Raw genomic sequence first — 18,173 nt, forward strand, 5'->3', positions numbered from 1 at the left:
GCTTTTAGCACACTCATCTTGAGCTAATGGCTAATAGCTTAAGTCTAACAGCTAATTAATTATCCTCTAATTCGTTTTTTTCTATTGGTTTCGTAATCTTCAAAAATCATTTCACCTAAACCTTTTAAACCTGTATAAAAGGCTTTACCTTGGTTTGCTCTGGTAAACTCTTCTACAAATTGCATTAAATAGTTGTCTTGCGCAATCATAAAAGTTGTAATTGGTATGTGTAATTTTCTGGCTTGTGCAGCCATTGCGTAGCATTTGTTGGTAATGTATGGATTTAAGCCATTACTATCTTTATAATATTGGCCGTCTGGTAATTTTAAACAACTAGGTTTACCATCTGTAATCATAAAAATTTGCTTGTTTGTATTTCGTTTTCGTCTTAACAAATCCATTGCTAATTGTAAACCAGAAACAGTATTTGTGTGATAAGGACCTACTTTAAGGTATGGTAAATCTTTAATTTCTATTTGCCAAGCATCGTTTCCAAACACTAAAATATCTAAAGTATCTTTTGGGTAACGTGTTGTAATTAATTCTGCTAAAGCCATTGCAACTTTTTTTGCTGGTGTGATTCGATCTTCGCCATAAAGAATCATGCTGTGGCTTATATCAATCATTAAAATAGTGCTCATTTGAGATTTGTGTAGTGTTTCTTCCACCACTAAATCATCTTCAGTTAAAATAAAATCGCCTATTCCATGATTTATTTGAGCGTTTCTTAAACTTTCTGTCATGGAAACTTTATCTAAAGCATCTCCAAATTGATAGTTTCTAAAATCTCCTGTGTGCTCATCTCCTATTCCTGGACTTTTACTTTTGTGGTTACCTTGTCCGCTTCGTTTTATATTGCCAAAAATATGGTCTAATGCTTGTTGCCTAATAGCGCGTTCTGTTTTTGCTGTGATACCTATAGAGCCTTTTCCGTCTGTATCAATCTCTTCTTTTATATAACCTTTCTTTTTAAGGTCTTCAATAAAATCGTCGATAGTGTACTCTGCTGTAGTTAATTCGTACTCCTTATCTAGTTCTTTTAACCAATTTATTGCTTCATCAAAATCTCCAGAAGTGTGTGTTATGAGCTCTTTAAATATCTCAAAAAGTTTTTCAAAAGGAGACTGATTTGGCGCTTCGTAAGGTTTAAATACAAATCCTTTTTTTAAATTATTGTTCTGTTTCATAGCTGTATAAAAATACAACTATTTACATTCAATTTTCGTAAAGTTATTATAAAACTACTCTATACGTTTTAAGCCTTCTAAATCTTCAATTTTAATACGCTTGCCTTTTGTAGAAATTAAGCCTTCTTTTTTTAATTGAGAGAGAATACGTATTGCAGACTCTGTAGCAGTACCAACTATACTTGCATAATCTTCTCTAGATAATTCAACATCTAAAAACCCATTATTGTCTAAACCAAAAGTTTTTTCTACATAAATTATAGCTTCTGCCAAACGTTGTTTTACGGGTTTTTGAGCCATGTTAATCAAATCGTCTTCGGCTCCTTTTAGGTCTTTTGCGAAGTGTTGTAAAACATCAAACGAAAACTCTTGGTTTTTATGTAAACTTGTTATTATTTGGTCTTTAGGCACATAACATAGCTCAATATCATTTAAGGCTACAGCACTTAAATTTGTTTGTTCTTTACTTATAATAGAACGTTGACCTATTAACTCGCCTTTACCGATTAACTTTACTGTATGGTCTTTACCATTAGCGTTCAATTTTGTTAACTTACAAACACCATCTCTAACACAATAAACACCATGTAAAGTTTCGCCTTCGTCAAAAATGACTTCTCCTTTTTTATAAAATCGCGTTGTTTTACAGGCAGAAACGTTTTTTAATTCTTCTTTAGTTAAAGATTTCATAGAATTTAACTGCCTTGCTATACAACTTTCACATTTACTCATACCCGAATTTTAATGTTTTACCAAATTTAACTAAAACATGACAAATATCATATTTTAAATCCACTTGTTTTGTGACATTTGTTACAGGTATAAATGAGCAAAAATTATGGGACAAACTCCTTGTTTCCACTGTGGTGATAATTGTGATAATACAAGTATTACATTAAACGAAAAACTATTTTGTTGTAATGGCTGTAAAATGGTTTATGAAATTTTTTCTGAAAACGATTTAACCTGCTATTACGATTTACAAGCTTCTCCTGGAGCTGTACCTAAAGAGATTGAAGGTAAATACGATTTTCTAACTCAAGAAACTATTATTGAAAAATTAACTGAGTTTAATGATGGCAATACACAAATTGCCACGCTTTATATTCCGCATATTCACTGTAGTTCTTGCATTTGGATTTTAGAAAATTTAAATAAATTAAATCCAAACATCTCCTCATCTCAAGTAAATTTTGGCAAGAAAAATGTTCGAGTAACTTATAATTGTAAAAAAACGTCACTAAAAGAAATTGTATTGCTTTTAAGTACAATTGGTTATGAGCCTTATATCTCGTTAGACGATTTTAAAACTGGTAAAGAACATATTAATAGAACCCTTATTTACAAACTTGGTATTGCAGGTTTTGCATTTGGTAACGTAATGTTTTTATCCTTCCCAGAATATTTTGAGGTTGGCGAATTTTGGTTAGAAAAATACAAGCCTCTATTTCGCTGGTTAATGTTTGCTTTTTCACTTCCTGTTGTATTTTATGCTGGACTAGACTATTTTGTTTCAGCTTACAAAGGTTTACGCTCTAAAATACTAAATATCGATGTTCCAATAGCACTTGGTATTGCTGTACTCTTTATACGTAGTACTGTTGAGATTATGTTCGATTTAGGTTCTGGATTTTTCGATAGTTTAACGGGTTTAGTATTCTTTTTGTTATTAGGTAAATTTTTTCAGCAAAAAACGTATTCATTTTTATCTTTTGAACGGGATTATAAATCCTACTTTCCTATTGCAGTGACTAAAATATCTTTGGAAGAAGTGGAAACTCCAATCCAAGTTTACGATATTAAAAAAGGTGATCGACTATTAATTAGAAACGAAGAATTAATACCTGTAGATGGCATACTAATTAACGGAAAAGCTAAAATTGACTACAGTTTTGTTACTGGAGAATCTGAAACAGTTAGTAAACACTCTGGCGACAAACTGTTTGCAGGAGGTAAGCAAACTTCTGGAGTTTTAGAAATGGAAGCCTTAAAATCTGTAGAACAAAGTTATCTCACACAATTGTGGAGTAACGATATATTTAGTAAAAATAAAGAAGATGGTTTTACAACATTAACCAATACTATTAGTAAACGCTTTACTATTGCTGTTTTAAGTATTGCAATAGTTGCAACTTTATTTTGGCTATTTGTAGATGCAAGTAAAGCTATGAATGTGTTTACTGCAGTTTTAATAATAGCCTGTCCTTGTGCCATTGCGCTCTCTGCTCCTTTTACTTTAGGAAATATGCTTCGTATTTTTGGGAAGTTAAAATTTTATGTCAAAAACGCTTCGGTTATAGAGCAATTAGCAGCAATAAATACTATAATTTTTGATAAAACAGGAACTATCACTTCTAATAAAAAAAGTACAGCGAGTTATGATGGTGTTAGGCTTAATACTTCTGAAGAAATACTACTTAAAAACACTGTTAGAGGTTCTAATCATCCTTTAAGCAGGTCACTTTATGACATTTTAGACCAAAACAACATCATTACTTTAAATCATTTTGAAGAGCATTTAGGTAAAGGGATTGAAGCGTCTCACAACAGCAATACTATTAAAATTGGATCAGCAAAATTTGTTGGTTCAACTGAAAAATCGGTATTAAATACGACAGTACATATAAGTACCAATAATATTTATAAAGGAAAATTTACGTTTTACAACAGTTACAGAAAAGGATTGTCCAAACTTTTTAATGTGTTAAAAAAACAGTACGATTTAGTTATACTATCTGGAGATAATGAAGGTGAATTAGAAAATCTAAAAAAGTTATTACCATCTAAAACAAAATTAATTTTTAATCAGAAACCAGACGATAAGTTAGAGTATATAAAATACCATCAATCCGAAGGTGCAAAAGTTTTAATGATTGGAGATGGATTAAATGATGCAGGAGCATTAGCACAAAGTAATGTTGGTATTGCAATCTCAGAAAATGTAAATGTATTTTCTCCTGCTTGTGATGCTATTTTAGATGCTAGTAAATTCAATCAGCTTTATAAGTTTATAAAAGCCTCTAAAAGTGCTATAAAAATTATAAAATGGAGTTTTGTGTTTTCGTTTTTCTATAACACAATTGGTTTGTATTTTGCAGTAACAGGACAATTAGCACCTGTAATTGCTGCTATTTTAATGCCATTAAGTTCTATTAGTATAGTGGTGTTTACAACTATTGCTACTAATGTATTAGGTAGAAAAATCCAATCCAAGTCTTCTTAAATGGAAGGAAGTACAATGAAAAAAATCCCACTTAAAGCTTTTAAAAAATATAGGCCTTTAATAAAACATAAATATGAGTAAATACACAACAGTTCTCTTTACTTAGAAAAGGGTTAAGGAAAGGAAAATATTTAACAAACATGATAAAAATCATATTTTAAAAAATTAATCAAACGTATTTTTGAACCATAACTTCTAATAGGTATGAGTGTTATATATATTTTACTGAGTATTAGCATTATTGTTGCTATTTTCTTTTTTGTTGCATTTATTTATGCAGTAAGAAAAGGGCAGTTTGATGATAGTTATACGCCTTCCGTTAGAATGCTATTTGATGATGAACTTGTTAAAGAGCGAACAAAACCAACAATAAAAATAAAAAAGACTAATTAATTATTATGGAAGTACAACAATTCTATTACGATAACAAAATCGTTAAAAATTTCCTTTATGCAACTATGCTTTGGGGAGTTGTAGGTATGCTGGTAGGACTACTACTCGCATTCATGTTTTTATTCCCAAACTTAACCGATGGAATTTCCTGGTTAAGCTTTGGTCGTTTAAGACCATTACATACCAATGCTGTAATATTTGCTTTTGTAGGTAATGCTATTTTTGCTGGTGTTTATTACTCTTCGCAACGCTTACTTAAAGCCAGAATGTTTAGTGACGCGCTAAGTAAAATTAATTTTTGGGGTTGGCAACTTATTATTGTTGGTGCTGCAATTACTTTACCTTTAGGTTACACTACTTCTAAGGAATATGCAGAATTAGAGTGGCCTTTTGATATAGCTATAGCTTTAATTTGGGTTGTTTTTGGTTGGAATTTAATTGGGACCATTTTAAAAAGAAGACAGCGTCACTTATATGTTGCTATCTGGTTTTACTTAGCCACATTTGTAACTGTTGCTGTACTACATATCTTTAATAGTTTGGCACTGCCAGTTAACGGTTTAAAAAGTTACTCGGCTTACGCAGGCGTTCAAGATGCCTTAGTACAATGGTGGTATGGACACAATGCTGTAGCCTTCTTTTTAACAACTCCGTTTTTAGGCTTAATGTATTATTTTGTACCAAAAGCTGCAAACAGACCTGTATATTCTTATAGATTATCTATTATTCATTTCTGGTCGTTAATCTTTATTTACATTTGGGCAGGACCACACCATTTATTATATACTGCTTTACCAGAATGGGCTCAAAATCTTGGTGTAGCATTTTCTGTGATGTTATTAATGCCTTCTTGGGGAGGAATGATAAACGGATTATTAACATTACGTGGTGCTTGGGATAAAGTACGTACAGATCCTGTTTTAAAATTTATGGTCGTTGCCATTACTGGTTATGGTATGGCTACTTTTGAAGGACCAATGCTATCTCTTAAAAATGTAAATGCAATTGCACACTATACAGATTGGATTATTGCTCACGTTCATGTTGGAGCATTAGCGTGGAATGGATTTTTAACTTTTGGTATGATTTACTTTTTAGTACCAAAACTATTTAAGACTAAATTATATTCTACTGGATTAGCAAATTTACACTTCTGGATAGGAACATTAGGTATAATTATGTATGCATTACCAATGTACGTAGCTGGTTTTATCCAAGCTAGTATGTGGAAACAATTTAATCCTGATGGAACTTTAGTTTATGGTAACTTTTTAGAAACAGTAACCGAAATTATGCCATTATACGCAATGCGTGCTATTGGTGGAACTTTATTCTTGGCAGGAATGTTAGTTATGATTTACAATGTTATTGTAACTATAGCTAGAGGAAGTAAAGTTAACGACGAGTTAGCAGAAGCTGCAGCCTTACAAAACGTATCTAAACGTCGTGTGGCTGGAGAAGGATGGCACACATGGTTAGAGCGCAAACCTGTAAAATTAACCATATTTGCAACGATAGCAATTTTAATTGGTGGTATTGTACAGATTGTACCTACCATAATGGTAAAGTCTAATATTCCAACTATAGCTAGTGTTAAACCTTATACACCTTTAGAGCTAGAAGGAAGAGATATTTATATACGAGAAGGTTGTGTGAGTTGCCACTCTCAAATGATTAGACCTTTTAGAAGTGAAGTAGAGCGCTATGGAGAATACTCTAAAGCTGGTGAGTATGTTTACGATCGTCCTTTCCTTTGGGGAAGTAAACGTACAGGACCTGATTTACATCGTGTTGGCGGAAAATATTCAGACAATTGGCACTTTAACCACATGTACGATCCACAAAGTACCTCTTCGGGATCTATAATGCCAGCTTACCAATGGTTAATTGTTGGAGAAGGCAGTAAACTGGATAAGTCTCAAACCGAAGCAAAAATGAAAACTATGGTTAAGCTTGGAGTTCCTTATTCGGAAAACGATATTGCAAATGCGCAACAAGCTATGTTAGAACAAGGCACTCAAATAGAGAAAAACCTATATACAGATCCTGATTTTGCAACCAGCTACGAAGCAGATAAAAAAGCAGCAGGAGAAGCCTTTGTAGAGATGCGTAATAGAGAAATAGTAGCAGTAATTGCATATTTACAGCGTCTTGGAACAGATATAAAAGTAAAAGACCAAGAAGTGTCATCAAACTAAAAACTAATTTATTATGCTAAAATTTGTAAAAAACCACATGGAGAGTATTACAGGAATAGAAATCTATCCAATTATCTCCTTACTAATATTTTTCATCTTTTTTGTAGTGTTATTTTGGTGGGTTTTCACGGCAAAAAAAGACTATATAAACAAGGTAAGCAGCTTACCATTAGATAACCAAAACACAACCGAACTATGAGAAATTTCATACCATCCTGGGCAAGAGTTCTAATTGTATTCTTTATAATCTTTGGACTTATAGAGTTTGTAGTGGACTCCGGAAAACAGCCAGCATTTATAGAGCAGCCAATAATATTACTTTTTTTAGTTTTAATATTACTAGTTCTTGTTGCTATCGAAGCTATTGTAGGCTCCATAGATAATATACTATATCAAAGTTTAGATGAAGAAGCTAAAGCACGTTACGATGCTAAAAAAGTTAAATCACCTAAAATTGTAAATTGGGTTAACACTACCTATACCAAACTATTGGGTTCTAAACCTAAAGAGGAAGAACATGAAATAATATTAGACCACAACTACGATGGTATAAAAGAGTTAGATAATGATCTTCCGCCTTGGTGGTTGTATGGGTTTTATGCATCTATAGTTTTTGCTGCAGTTTATCTTGTAAAATATCATGTATTTAATGCAGATAATCAATATATAGAGCTAGAAACTGAATATGCCGAAGCTAAAATTGCTATTGAAAAATACAAAGAAACAGCAAAAGATTTAGTAGATTTTAATACAGTTACTGTAATGGTAGATGCTTCAGATTTAAAAGCAGGAGAGGTTATTTATAACCAAAACTGTGTAGCTTGTCACAAACCTGATGGAGGAGGTGGAATTGGACCTAATTTAGCAGATAAGCATTGGATTTTAGGTGGAGGAATAAAAAATGTATTTAAAACTATTTCTGAAGGTGGCCGAGCAGGAAAAGGGATGATTGCTTGGAAACAAAGTTTAAAACCTCGAGAAATGGCGCAAGTTGCAAGTTATGTTTTACAATTTGAAGGCACCACTCCTGCAGAACCTAAGGCGCCAGAAGGCGACATTTGGGTAGATGAGAATGCTCCAAAAACAGACATTCCAACTGAAGCTATAGAAGTTAAAACAGATTCTATAATTACAATAGAAAATTAAACATGGAATCACCCAAAAACGAAACCTTTAGAGACTCCATTGGTACATTAACCGAAGATGGAAAACGCGCTTGGGTGTATCCAAAAAAACCAAGTGGTTGGTACTACGAAAAAAGAAAATTAGTTAGTTACCTCCTACTTGCTTTTTTATTTGCTGCTCCATTTATTAAAATTAATGGAAACCAGTTTTTAATGTTTAACATATTAGAACGCCGATTTAATATTTTTGGTTTTCCTTTTTGGCCTCAAGATTTTCATTTGGTAGTAATCTCTATGATTATTGGAGTCGTATTTATTGCTCTATTTACTGTAAGTTTTGGACGTATTTTTTGTGGGTGGATTTGTCCGCAAACAATTTTTATGGAAATGGTTTTTCGTAGAATAGAATATTGGATTGATGGAGACAGAAACAAACAACGAAAATTAGACCGACAAGAATGGAATGGAGAAAAAATTAGAAAACGCCTTTTAAAATGGTTTATCTTTTTAATTATCTCTTTTTTAATAGCCAATGTATTTTTAGCTTATTTAATAGGCAGTGACAAACTTATAATGTACGTTACAGAAGGCCCTTTTAAACACTTAGGAACCTTTTTGCCTCTTTTAATTTTTACTGCTGTTTTTTACTTTGTATTCGCTTGGTTTAGAGAGCAAGTTTGTATAATCGCGTGCCCTTATGGCAGGTTACAAGGTGTACTATTAGATAACAAATCTATAATTGTAGCCTATGATCATAAACGTGGTGAAGCAGAAAATGGACGTAAAAAATTTAGAAAAAACGAAGATAGAGCAGCTCTTGGACATGGAGATTGTATAGATTGTTTACAGTGCGTAAACGTTTGTCCAACAGGAATTGATATTAGAAACGGAACACAATTAGAATGTGTTAATTGTACTGCTTGTATAGATGAGTGTGATCACATAATGGAAAGCATAAATTTACCAAAAGGCTTAATTAGATATGCTAGTGAAGATGAAATAGAGAAAAAAGAAAAATTTAAATTAACAGCGAGAATGAAAGGGTACATAGCTGTACTCATTATATTAATTGGTGTGTTAATAGGTATGCTATTAGTAAGAAATAATGTAGAAGCAAGAATATTAAGACTCCCTGGACAACTCTACGAACACAAAGGCGAAACCATAATTAGTAATGTGTTCACTTATAAACTAGTAAATAAAACTACTAAAACTATTGAAAATGTAGATTTTAGACTTCGAAAATATGAAGGAGAAATTAAAGTAGTCTCAAACAGCGATAATTTTTCGGTCCCAGAACAAGGTTTAGCTGAAGGTACACTGTTTATAGAAATTGATCAAAGTGAACTAACAAGCGATAAAAATAAATTAACAATTGATGTGTATAGTGGTGATGAGCTGATAGAAACAACAACGGTTAACTTTTTAGGACCTCGTAGTTTTAATTAAAAAAAAGAAGTTTAACTAAAAAAAAGATTTCCGATTTCGGAAAAAATAAATATGAAAATTAATTGGGGAACTGGTATAGTATTAGCATTTATAGGCTTTATAAGCTTTATAATGTATTTTGTAATTAATATGAATATTAATGCTAAATACGATCATGATTTAGTGACTGAAGATTATTACAAACAAGAATTACAAGTACAAAATGACATCAATAAAGAAACAAATGCCCAAGGTTTAACTCAAAACGTTAGTGTCGAAAAAACAACCAAAGGCTTAGTTATTACATTTCCTGAATCCTTCAAGATTAATAGCATAACAGGAAAAGTGTTCCTATATAGACCATCTAATAAACAATTTGATTTTGAAACACCAATTTCTCTATCAAACCACAATTTGCTCATACCTGACAAACGTTTATTAGGTGGTCGTTGGAACATTAAAGTAGATTGGCAATATAACGAAACCTCATATCTCTACAAAAAAGAAATAGTATATTAAATAATAATGCAACTTCGAGAATTACTGAAATAAAAATATATTTTAAGTAAAATAACAAACGTAATTTCTTGAGTACGCATTAATAAATTACAAAACATTAATAGGTCTTGACTGCTCTTGACCAAACACACTACTAATTATTAAAACATGCTTTGGTCTGCACTCATATTTGGATTATTAGGAAGCTTCCATTGTATAGGAATGTGTGGTCCAATAGCCTTTATGCTACCAGTTGACAGAACAAATTCCACTAAAAAAGTATTTCAAATTTTTGCTTATCATTTAGGAAGACTACTAGCGTATAGTATAATTGGTTTATTTTTTGGACTCGTTGGAAAAAGCCTCTACATATTTGGTTTGCAGCAACAACTATCTATAATTATTGGCGTAATTATGATTATAGTTGTATTAATTCCTGTAAAAACGTTTAATAAATACAACTTTTCTAAACCTATTTACAAACTCATTTCAAAAGTAAAATCGGCATTAGGTAAAGCATTAAAAAAGAAAACTGCAGATACGTTTTTAACCATTGGTTTTTTAAACGGTTTTTTACCTTGTGGTTTGGTTTATATGGCAGTTTTTGCTTCTTTAGCAATGCAAAGCGCTGTTAAAGGAAGCTTATATATGGCATTATTTGGTTTAGGGACTATACCTTTAATGACTACTGCTATATATTTAGGTAAATTTTTAAACACTTCAATTAAACAACGCATCCAAAAAGCAATACCTATTTTCGTTGTAGTTATTGGTGCCTTATTTATTATACGTGGTTTAGGTTTAGGAATTCCTTACCTTTCTCCTGCTCCAGTAATAGATAGCGTTTCCAATGCTATTGATTGTCATTAAAATTTAATTAAGATAAATTTATCCTAATTAAAATAAAATTTATATCTTTGTATTAAATACAGTTATATGTTTTCAAAAGCTTGCGAATATGGTATTAGAGCCTCGATTTTTATTGCGAAAAACTCGCGAGAAGATAAGAGAGTGTCTCCTAAAGAAATTTCGGAAGAAATAGATTCTCCACAAGCCTTTACCGCAAAAATTTTACAAGCACTTGTAAGGCATAATATTATTAATTCTGTAAGAGGTGCTTATGGTGGATTTGAGATTAAAAAAGACGACATTAAAACTATAAAACTCTCTCAAATAGTCCAAGCTATAGATGGAGATACTGTTTATAGCAGTTGTGGTTTAGGCCTTAAATCCTGTGATGAAAACCATCCTTGCCCTGTTCATGATAAATTTAAAGTAATTAGAAAAGAATTAAAATTCATGCTGGAAAACACAAATTTAGAAGAGCTAGCTTTAAACATAAAATCTGGAGCATCTTTTTTAAAAACATAAAAAATGTAATAGTTATTGTTACTAGTTTAACTGAAAACTTTGGAAGTTTAATGTTATGCAAACTAAAACATTTGGATTATGCTTAATGAAACATTTAGACTAAAATTAACTTATAAAATAAATTAGTGAGGCACTTAAATCTATAATGAAAAAAGAATTTTATTAAAAAAAATTTGAATATAAATAGGATAAATTTATCCGAAATAAAAAAATATGGAAACATTACAAAAAGACACCCAAAAACAAATTGGACAATATGTTGCAGAAGATTTTAGGACTGCTGCAATTTTTTCAAAATACAAAATAGATTTTTGTTGTAACGGAAACAGATCTGTAGCAGAAGCTTGCAATAAAAAAGGGATTGATAGTAATAAACTAGTACAAGAACTAGATGCTGTTTTAAGCACAACGACAAACCAATCTATAGATTATAAATCTTGGCCTTTAGATTTATTGGCAGAGTATATAGAAAAGAAGCATCATAGATATGTAGAAGAAAAAATACCTGTATTGCGTCAATTTTTAGATAAACTTTGTCGTGTACATGGTGAGCGTCATCCAGAATTATTCAAAATTAATGAGTTATTTACAGCGTCTGCAGGAGAGTTAGCTGCTCACATGAAAAAAGAAGAGCTTATTCTTTTCCCTTTTGTAAAAAGAATGGTTAATGCAAAAATAAAAAATGAAACAATACAATCGCCTCAATTTGGGACTGTAGAACACCCAATTGCAATGATGATGGAAGAACACGATAATGAAGGTGAACGTTTTAGAGATATTGCAGAATTAACTAATGATTACACTCCACCAGCAGATGCTTGTAACACCTATAAAGTAACCTATGCAATGCTAGAAGAGTTTGAAAAAGACTTGCATTTACACATCCATTTAGAAAACAATATTTTATTTCCTGAAGCTATAAAATTAGAACAGCAATTTGATTAATAGCAACACTAAATAGCTGCTTTAGCTAAAAAACCCTAGAATATTTTAATAAAAATATTCTGGGTTTTTTGTTAAAAAGCTGCACTTTTATATAAAATTTTAGAAAATTATTAAATGCCTAAAAGACTAGTAGTTGTATGCTTTATAAACTTTTTTATTGCTGCCTTAATGGGTTTAGCACTACGCTTTTCGTTTGTTGATTCTATTGGTTTAAACTATCGTTATTTAACGCATGCGCATTCGCATGTTGCGATGTTAGGTTGGGTGTATTTAATGTTATTTACGCATTTTGTTTATTATTTTATTCCAGATAAAAAACCTATTTACAATCGTTTATTTTGGATAACCGAAATTTCTGTAATTGGTATGATGCTTAGTTTTCCGTTTCAAGGTTATGCAGCAGTTTCTATAACGTTTTCAACACTTCATATTTTTTGTAGTTATTTCTTTGTGTATTTAATTTGGAAACACCATAAAACTACCTCTATAGCTACTAGTAAATTACTTAAAGCTTCTCTCCTATTTATGTTACTATCTACGCTTGGTGTTTGGTGTTTAGGTCCTGCAGTTGGTTTACTTGGACAAGCTTCAGCGTTCTATCAAATTGCTATACAATTCTTTTTACACTTTCAGTTTAATGGTTGGTTTTTAATAGGAGTATTTGTAGTATTTTTTCATCTTCTTAAAATTGAAAACTCTAAATTGTTTCAACAATTTTATAGATTATTAATAGCTTCTACTATATTAACCTTTGCTCTCCCAATTCAGTGGTTTGCACCTCACAAAGCATTATTGTTTATAAATGCACTTGGTATTATATTACAATTTATAACACTCATTTTCTTTTTAAAACTTATAAAAACAAAGTTGCAACAACATTTAAAAACACAACCAAAACTTACAGTTTACCTATATTATTTTAGTGTGTTTTGTTTTGTGCTAAAAATAATTTTTCAAACACTTAGTATTATCCCAGAGTTTTCACAAGTAGTTTTTGAGCATCGTAATTTTGTAATTGGGTTTATTCATTTAATGATGCTTGGTGTTATTACAGGTTTTCTATTTTCGTTTATTTTAAATTCCAAATTGGTTCGTTTTACTAATTCCTTAACCATAGGTATTTATAGCTTCCTTTTAGGTTTTGTGTTTACTGAAATTGTATTACTTATACAAGGTTATAAATTTTATTTTGGAACAGGAATTCTTCAAAATTATTATATCATATTATTCCTTTTTAGCATATTACTTCCTTTAGGAATATTTTTTATTTTATTAAATATAATTAAAACAAAACCACATGGATTTAAAACCACAAAAACGACATAAAGCATTACAACCACTAAGTAGAGAACATCATCATGGTTTATTATTGTCCTGGAAAATAAGAGCTGGGTTTAGTAAAAATATAGCACCAGAACGCATACGAGTCTATGCTGATTGGTTTTTTAAAACCCATTTAATTCCGCACTTTGAAATGGAAGAAGCTCATATTTTTACCATTTTAGAACAAGATAATGAACTTGTAAAGAAAGCATTAACAGACCATAGACGTTTAAAACGTTTGTTTGCAGAAACGGGAGATGATGCCAAAACATTACGTAAAATTGAAGGGGAATTAGAACAACATATTAGGTTTGAAGAACGCGTTTTGTTTCCTGAAATACAAAAGATTGCAACTGAAACGCAAATGCTTGAAATAGAAAAAATACACCAACCAGAAGATTTTAAAGATAATCTGGATGATGAATTTTGGAGGTAATAATCTGATACCAACTGATATTCATCATATTATTTGAGTAAAACATTGATTATTTTTATAGTAAAATATAAAACGCTATGAAAAACATACTTTTACTTACAGACTTTTCAAATAATGCACAAAATGCAATACAGTATGCTATGCATTTTTTTAAGAATGAAAAATGTACTTTTCATGTAATGAATGTACATAAAATTGGTAGTTTTAGTTCTAGTGATTTAATGTATTCTAACAAAGAAAGCCTTTATGAAACAATTACTAAAGAGCCAAAAGAAAAACTACAAGTATTTGTTGATGATTTAAAAAACAAGTTTAATAATTCTAATTATACATTTGAAACTCATATAGATTTTGATGTTTTTATTGATGCTATCAAGCAAATAATAAAAGCTAAAAATATAGATTTTATTGTCATGGGAACAAATGGAGCTACTGGAGCAAAAGAGGTACTGCTTGGTAGTAATACTATTAATGTAATTAGAAAAGTAAATTGTAAAACTTTAATTATTCCGGAAGACTATAATTTTGAGCCAGTTAAAGAACTTTTATTACCACTAGAACCTAAAGATGCCATTGCAGGCAATGCTTTTACACAGTTATTAAAGTTTATTAAAAATCACCAATTATACCTTCATGTTTTGAGGGTTAATCCAAATAAAGAAAATACAACACAAGAGCAAGACGATATATCTAATTTAGCATTATTAGATTGTAAATATCATGTTGTGAACGAAGTTCCTATAGATTTTGCTTTATCTAGCTACTTACAAACTAATACTATAGATTTTATAGCATTATTAGTACAAAAAGAAGGGTTTTTCGAACATTTTTTCTCTAACCCAAAGACTAAAGTTACCATTTCTAAAATAAGTAAACCAATACTTATTTTACGTGTTTAACAAACACCTATAATTTAAAATACTCAAAATAAGTAGCAGTTAAACGTTGTAATTTTTTAGTCTTCTGTTTTACTACTGAAGCATTTTGTTCATCTTTTAAATCTGTGATTTCTACTAAAATTGGTACAAGTACAACGTGAAGCTGATCGTGTGCTTCACCTTTCATGTCACAACTTTTAATAATATAACTGGTTTGTTTTGATAATTTATCTCCTAAAATTTTTCCGTTTGAGGATGGATTATTCTTTAAAATAGAATCTATTCGTTTCATCCCAATATGAGTTTCTTCATTTACAATCCATTTCTCATTAGTGTTTAAAATTAACCCTTCCAATTTAATTGATGGGATTAATTCTTGAGTTGACGTTTCATTTTTACAACTAACAGCAAACACTAAAAGCAATACGATTATTATATATTTTGTTTTCATTTTAAAAATCTTTTTTCTTTGATTTAAATACTATTCTTAAAACTGGTAATACAACCCAAACAGTTAACATAACAAAAGATACAATTAATCCGAAACTTGTACCAAAAAATTGTTTAAAAACTGCTCCTGTATAGCCTAATAAAGCAGAAATATCTAGTTTTAATAATATAAGTGTTCTGGATAAATCTATTGGGTTTAACATGGTTCCTATAAGGGAAAGTTTATCTAAAGGATAATCTTCAAATAGAATAAGTGTCATTAAAAACAAACCATCATAAATAACAGCTAAAAACAGCCAAAGTAGTATTGCATAGCCAAAACCTTTAATTTTGTTTTCGTTAGATAAGGCAATATTAAACGCTAAAGCTGTAAAGATTAAGGTTAAAAATGTGCCTGTAATTAGTAATAATGAAAAATCCCAAATGGCACTACTTTCAAACAAACCATAAAACACAAACGGAATACCTAAACCTAAAATCAAGCTCATAGATAGTGATATGGCTACACCTAAATATTGACCTAAAAATATGGAAGATCGTTTTAAGGGTTGTGCTAATAAGAGTTCTGTAAATTCTTTGGAATTATAATAATACATCACGCCAAAAATGGTACCAATTAAAGGTACTAAAACAATAATGACATTCATTAAAGTAATAACTGCTTTTGACAAGTCGTTATTTAAAAATAACAACACAATACCTAGCAGTAAATAAAACGCAAAATAGACGTAACTCCAACGACTACGCATTAAATCGTAAAAACTATATTTTAATATTTTAAGCATGGTTATTTGATAATATTGACGCAATTGCATGCTCAAAATCTGGCTGCTGTGTCTTGGTTTTTAATTCTTGAATAGAGCCTTTAAAGTATATTTTTCCTTCTAAAATAAATACAATTTCATCAGAAACTTCTTCAACAAAACTCATAATATGTGATGTAATAAGTATTGTTTTGCCTTTGGCTTTTTCGGCTTTAATTAAATCTTTTAATCGTATTAACGAAATAGGATCTAAACCTGTTGTTGGTTCGTCTAAAATTACTAAAGGACTATCAAACATAAAGGTCAAAACAAGGTTTACTTTTTGTTTAGTTCCTCCAGAAAGCTGACCTAATTTTTTATCTAAAAAAGGCTCTAGCCTAAAGAGTTTTATTAACCTTTCATCTTCATTGGTAGGTTTGCGTAAATCTTTAATCATTTTAATTAATTCTTTTACACGAAGATTACTAGGAAAATTAGCTATTTGTGGTAAATAATCAATTTTATGTCTGTAGTCAGAGTTTTTATAAATGTTTTCACCTTGAACTGTAATGTTTCCTTTATTGGGAATAACCATTCCTAAAACAGACTTAATCAATGTTGTTTTACCAGAACCGTTTGGTCCAAGCACTGCAAAAATTCCGCCTTCATTAATGGTTAAATTAACACCTTTCAAAACTTGATTCTTTCCAAATTTTTTATGTAAATTTTCAATAATTACCATGTTAGTTTTTTCATTTGTGGATTATTATCTAGTAAGTTGTCTGGAGTAAAAACTGGTGATACTTTTTCTGAAAAATCAATAATATCTATAAACATACTACGTAACAAAATAATGGTTTCTGGTGTACGGTTTACAATGTATGAAAATAGTTTTACTGGTCTGTATGGTACATCTCCAATACCGTTTTTATCTAGATCATAACCTGTGTAACTGCTCCAATAATTTTTGTCAAAATTATTATCATTAACCTTACTATTGTAAGCAATATCAAAGGAGTTGTATAAGAAATTATTTTCGGTAAAAATGTTGGCATAACAAGCACCTTTTACTTTAACTGCCCAACCATTATTTTGAAAATTGTTGTGCTTGTAATTAATTCTATTAGAACCTTCTACATTAATACCAATGGTATTATCTGTAAAATTGTTTCCTTCAATTTCTGCATCATTAATTTCTTTAAGTAATAATCCATAAGAAGCTGTTCCCCAATTATCCTTAAAAATGTTGTTATACATTTGTATTCTTTTAGAAAACATTACTGCAACTCCTGCTCCATTGTTAGAAAACTCATTATCTTGATACATATCATCATTTGAAAACATAAAGTGCAAACCATAACGTACATTTAAAGAACTAACATTGTTTTTAATGGTACAAAAATCTGAAAACTCTAAATAAATACCATCACGAACATGTTGCACAAAATTATGTTCTATTTCCACATTTTTGCTGTACCATAGTTGAATACCATTTCCGGAATTGTATTCTTCTACAGCATCACCAACAATCTTGTTATGAAATATTTTTCCATCTCTTGATTTTTCAATATAAATACCAAAGAATAATTTTTCTAAAACTAAATTTTGAATCAAGAAATTTTTGCTGTTTTTTACTCTAATAGCTGCATAATCTGCTGTATAACTATTACCTACATTTATGATGAATAAACCATCAACAGTCACATTATCTGCAATAACTGTAATGATTTCGCCTTTAGACTCGCCATCAATAACAGGGTAATTTTCACCAATAATGGTTAGTGGTTTATCTACAATAACATCATGCTCTTTGTAAGTCCCTTTTTTAACAATAATAGTATCAAAGTCTTTTGCTTGAGCAATACCTTCTTTTAATGTTGAAATTGGGCAAGTTTTACAAACCTCAATAGTTTGTGCAATAGTTGATGAACCAGTCATAAAAATGACTGTTAAGAAAACGAAGAAGTTTTTCATAC

The 18,173-nt window shown here is 30.5% G+C and carries 19 protein-coding genes; 13 read left to right on the top strand and 6 right to left on the bottom strand.

Going from position 1 to position 18,173, the window contains the following annotated elements; translation table 11 throughout:
* Positions 1 to 59 precede the first annotated feature (59 nt).
* Together ACVC5O_RS05610 and ACVC5O_RS05615 are read right to left on the bottom strand one after the other, a co-directional pair.
* Entirely contained in the window at positions 60 to 1,187 is a 1,128-nt protein-coding gene (locus ACVC5O_RS05610; protein ID WP_452220490.1) for a vWA domain-containing protein, read from the bottom strand.
* 54 nt (positions 1,188 to 1,241) lie between these two features.
* A complete protein-coding gene (locus ACVC5O_RS05615) occupies positions 1,242 to 1,877 on the bottom strand; it encodes a Crp/Fnr family transcriptional regulator (protein WP_452220491.1) in 636 nt (211 codons plus the stop codon).
* A 148-nt stretch (positions 1,878 to 2,025) separates the two neighbouring features.
* Between ACVC5O_RS05615 and ACVC5O_RS05620 the strand changes: the two genes are divergently transcribed.
* The 13 genes from ACVC5O_RS05620 (at position 2,026) to ACVC5O_RS05680 (ending at position 15,025) form a co-directional block, all read left to right on the top strand.
* Positions 2,026 to 4,410 (top strand): heavy metal translocating P-type ATPase, encoded by a 2,385-nt coding sequence (locus ACVC5O_RS05620; protein ID WP_452220492.1) that lies wholly within the window; start codon positions 2,026 to 2,028, stop codon positions 4,408 to 4,410.
* 204 nt (positions 4,411 to 4,614) lie between these two features.
* Complete coding sequence (gene ccoS, locus ACVC5O_RS05625) at positions 4,615 to 4,803, top strand: cbb3-type cytochrome oxidase assembly protein CcoS (protein WP_452220493.1); 189 nt, start codon at positions 4,615 to 4,617, stop codon at positions 4,801 to 4,803.
* Between the two features lie 5 nt (positions 4,804 to 4,808).
* The gene (gene ccoN, locus ACVC5O_RS05630) at positions 4,809 to 7,001 is read left to right on the top strand and encodes a cytochrome-c oxidase, cbb3-type subunit I (RefSeq protein WP_452220494.1); all 2,193 of its coding nucleotides are present in this window, start codon (positions 4,809 to 4,811) and stop codon (positions 6,999 to 7,001) included.
* Positions 7,002 to 7,014: 13 nt separating this feature from the next.
* Complete coding sequence (locus ACVC5O_RS05635; RefSeq protein WP_452220495.1) at positions 7,015 to 7,200, top strand: CcoQ/FixQ family Cbb3-type cytochrome c oxidase assembly chaperone; 186 nt, start codon at positions 7,015 to 7,017, stop codon at positions 7,198 to 7,200.
* Positions 7,197 to 8,147 (top strand): cbb3-type cytochrome c oxidase N-terminal domain-containing protein, encoded by a 951-nt coding sequence (locus ACVC5O_RS05640; protein ID WP_452220496.1) that lies wholly within the window; start codon positions 7,197 to 7,199, stop codon positions 8,145 to 8,147. Before ACVC5O_RS05635 ends, ACVC5O_RS05640 begins: the two co-directional genes overlap by 4 nt.
* A 2-nt stretch (positions 8,148 to 8,149) precedes the next feature.
* A complete protein-coding gene (gene ccoG, locus ACVC5O_RS05645) occupies positions 8,150 to 9,574 on the top strand; it encodes a cytochrome c oxidase accessory protein CcoG (protein ID WP_452220497.1) in 1,425 nt (474 codons plus the stop codon).
* A gap of 51 nt (positions 9,575 to 9,625) precedes the next feature.
* Positions 9,626 to 10,072, top strand: a complete 447-nt coding sequence (locus ACVC5O_RS05650) for a FixH family protein (protein WP_452220498.1) — start codon at positions 9,626 to 9,628, stop codon at positions 10,070 to 10,072.
* Between the two features lie 147 nt (positions 10,073 to 10,219).
* Entirely contained in the window at positions 10,220 to 10,921 is a 702-nt protein-coding gene (locus ACVC5O_RS05655; protein ID WP_452220499.1) for a sulfite exporter TauE/SafE family protein, read from the top strand.
* Positions 10,922 to 10,987: 66 nt separating this feature from the next.
* Complete coding sequence (locus ACVC5O_RS05660; RefSeq protein WP_452220500.1) at positions 10,988 to 11,422, top strand: RrF2 family transcriptional regulator; 435 nt, start codon at positions 10,988 to 10,990, stop codon at positions 11,420 to 11,422.
* 213 nt (positions 11,423 to 11,635) lie between these two features.
* On the top strand, positions 11,636 to 12,367 hold the full coding sequence (gene ric, locus ACVC5O_RS05665) for an iron-sulfur cluster repair di-iron protein (RefSeq protein ID WP_452220501.1): 732 nt from the start codon (positions 11,636 to 11,638) through the stop codon (positions 12,365 to 12,367).
* 114 nt (positions 12,368 to 12,481) lie between these two features.
* Complete coding sequence (locus ACVC5O_RS05670) at positions 12,482 to 13,693, top strand: hypothetical protein (RefSeq protein WP_452220502.1); 1,212 nt, start codon at positions 12,482 to 12,484, stop codon at positions 13,691 to 13,693.
* A complete protein-coding gene (locus ACVC5O_RS05675) occupies positions 13,665 to 14,126 on the top strand; it encodes a hemerythrin domain-containing protein (protein WP_452220503.1) in 462 nt (153 codons plus the stop codon). Before ACVC5O_RS05670 ends, ACVC5O_RS05675 begins: the two co-directional genes overlap by 29 nt.
* Before the next feature lie 77 nt (positions 14,127 to 14,203).
* Complete coding sequence (locus ACVC5O_RS05680) at positions 14,204 to 15,025, top strand: universal stress protein (protein ID WP_452220504.1); 822 nt, start codon at positions 14,204 to 14,206, stop codon at positions 15,023 to 15,025.
* Between the two features lie 7 nt (positions 15,026 to 15,032).
* On the opposite strand, the gene ACVC5O_RS05685 is transcribed toward ACVC5O_RS05680, so the two are convergent.
* From ACVC5O_RS05685 to ACVC5O_RS05700, 4 genes are read right to left on the bottom strand one after another with little or no spacing between them, the layout of a single operon-like run.
* Positions 15,033 to 15,455 (bottom strand): hypothetical protein, encoded by a 423-nt coding sequence (locus ACVC5O_RS05685; RefSeq protein ID WP_452220505.1) that lies wholly within the window; start codon positions 15,453 to 15,455, stop codon positions 15,033 to 15,035.
* A 1-nt stretch (position 15,456) separates the two neighbouring features.
* Positions 15,457 to 16,239, bottom strand: a complete 783-nt coding sequence (locus tag ACVC5O_RS05690) for an ABC transporter permease (protein ID WP_452220506.1) — start codon at positions 16,237 to 16,239, stop codon at positions 15,457 to 15,459.
* Positions 16,232 to 16,939: an ABC transporter ATP-binding protein gene (locus ACVC5O_RS05695; RefSeq protein WP_452220507.1), complete on the bottom strand. Its 708-nt coding sequence runs from the start codon at positions 16,937 to 16,939 to the stop codon at positions 16,232 to 16,234. Before ACVC5O_RS05695 ends, ACVC5O_RS05690 begins: the two co-directional genes overlap by 8 nt.
* Positions 16,933 to 18,171 (bottom strand): nitrous oxide reductase family maturation protein NosD, encoded by a 1,239-nt coding sequence (locus tag ACVC5O_RS05700; protein WP_452220508.1) that lies wholly within the window; start codon positions 18,169 to 18,171, stop codon positions 16,933 to 16,935. Before ACVC5O_RS05700 ends, ACVC5O_RS05695 begins: the two co-directional genes overlap by 7 nt.
* Between the last annotated feature and the right edge of the window lie 2 nt (positions 18,172 to 18,173).

This window comes from Lacinutrix salivirga (assembly GCF_053604675.1).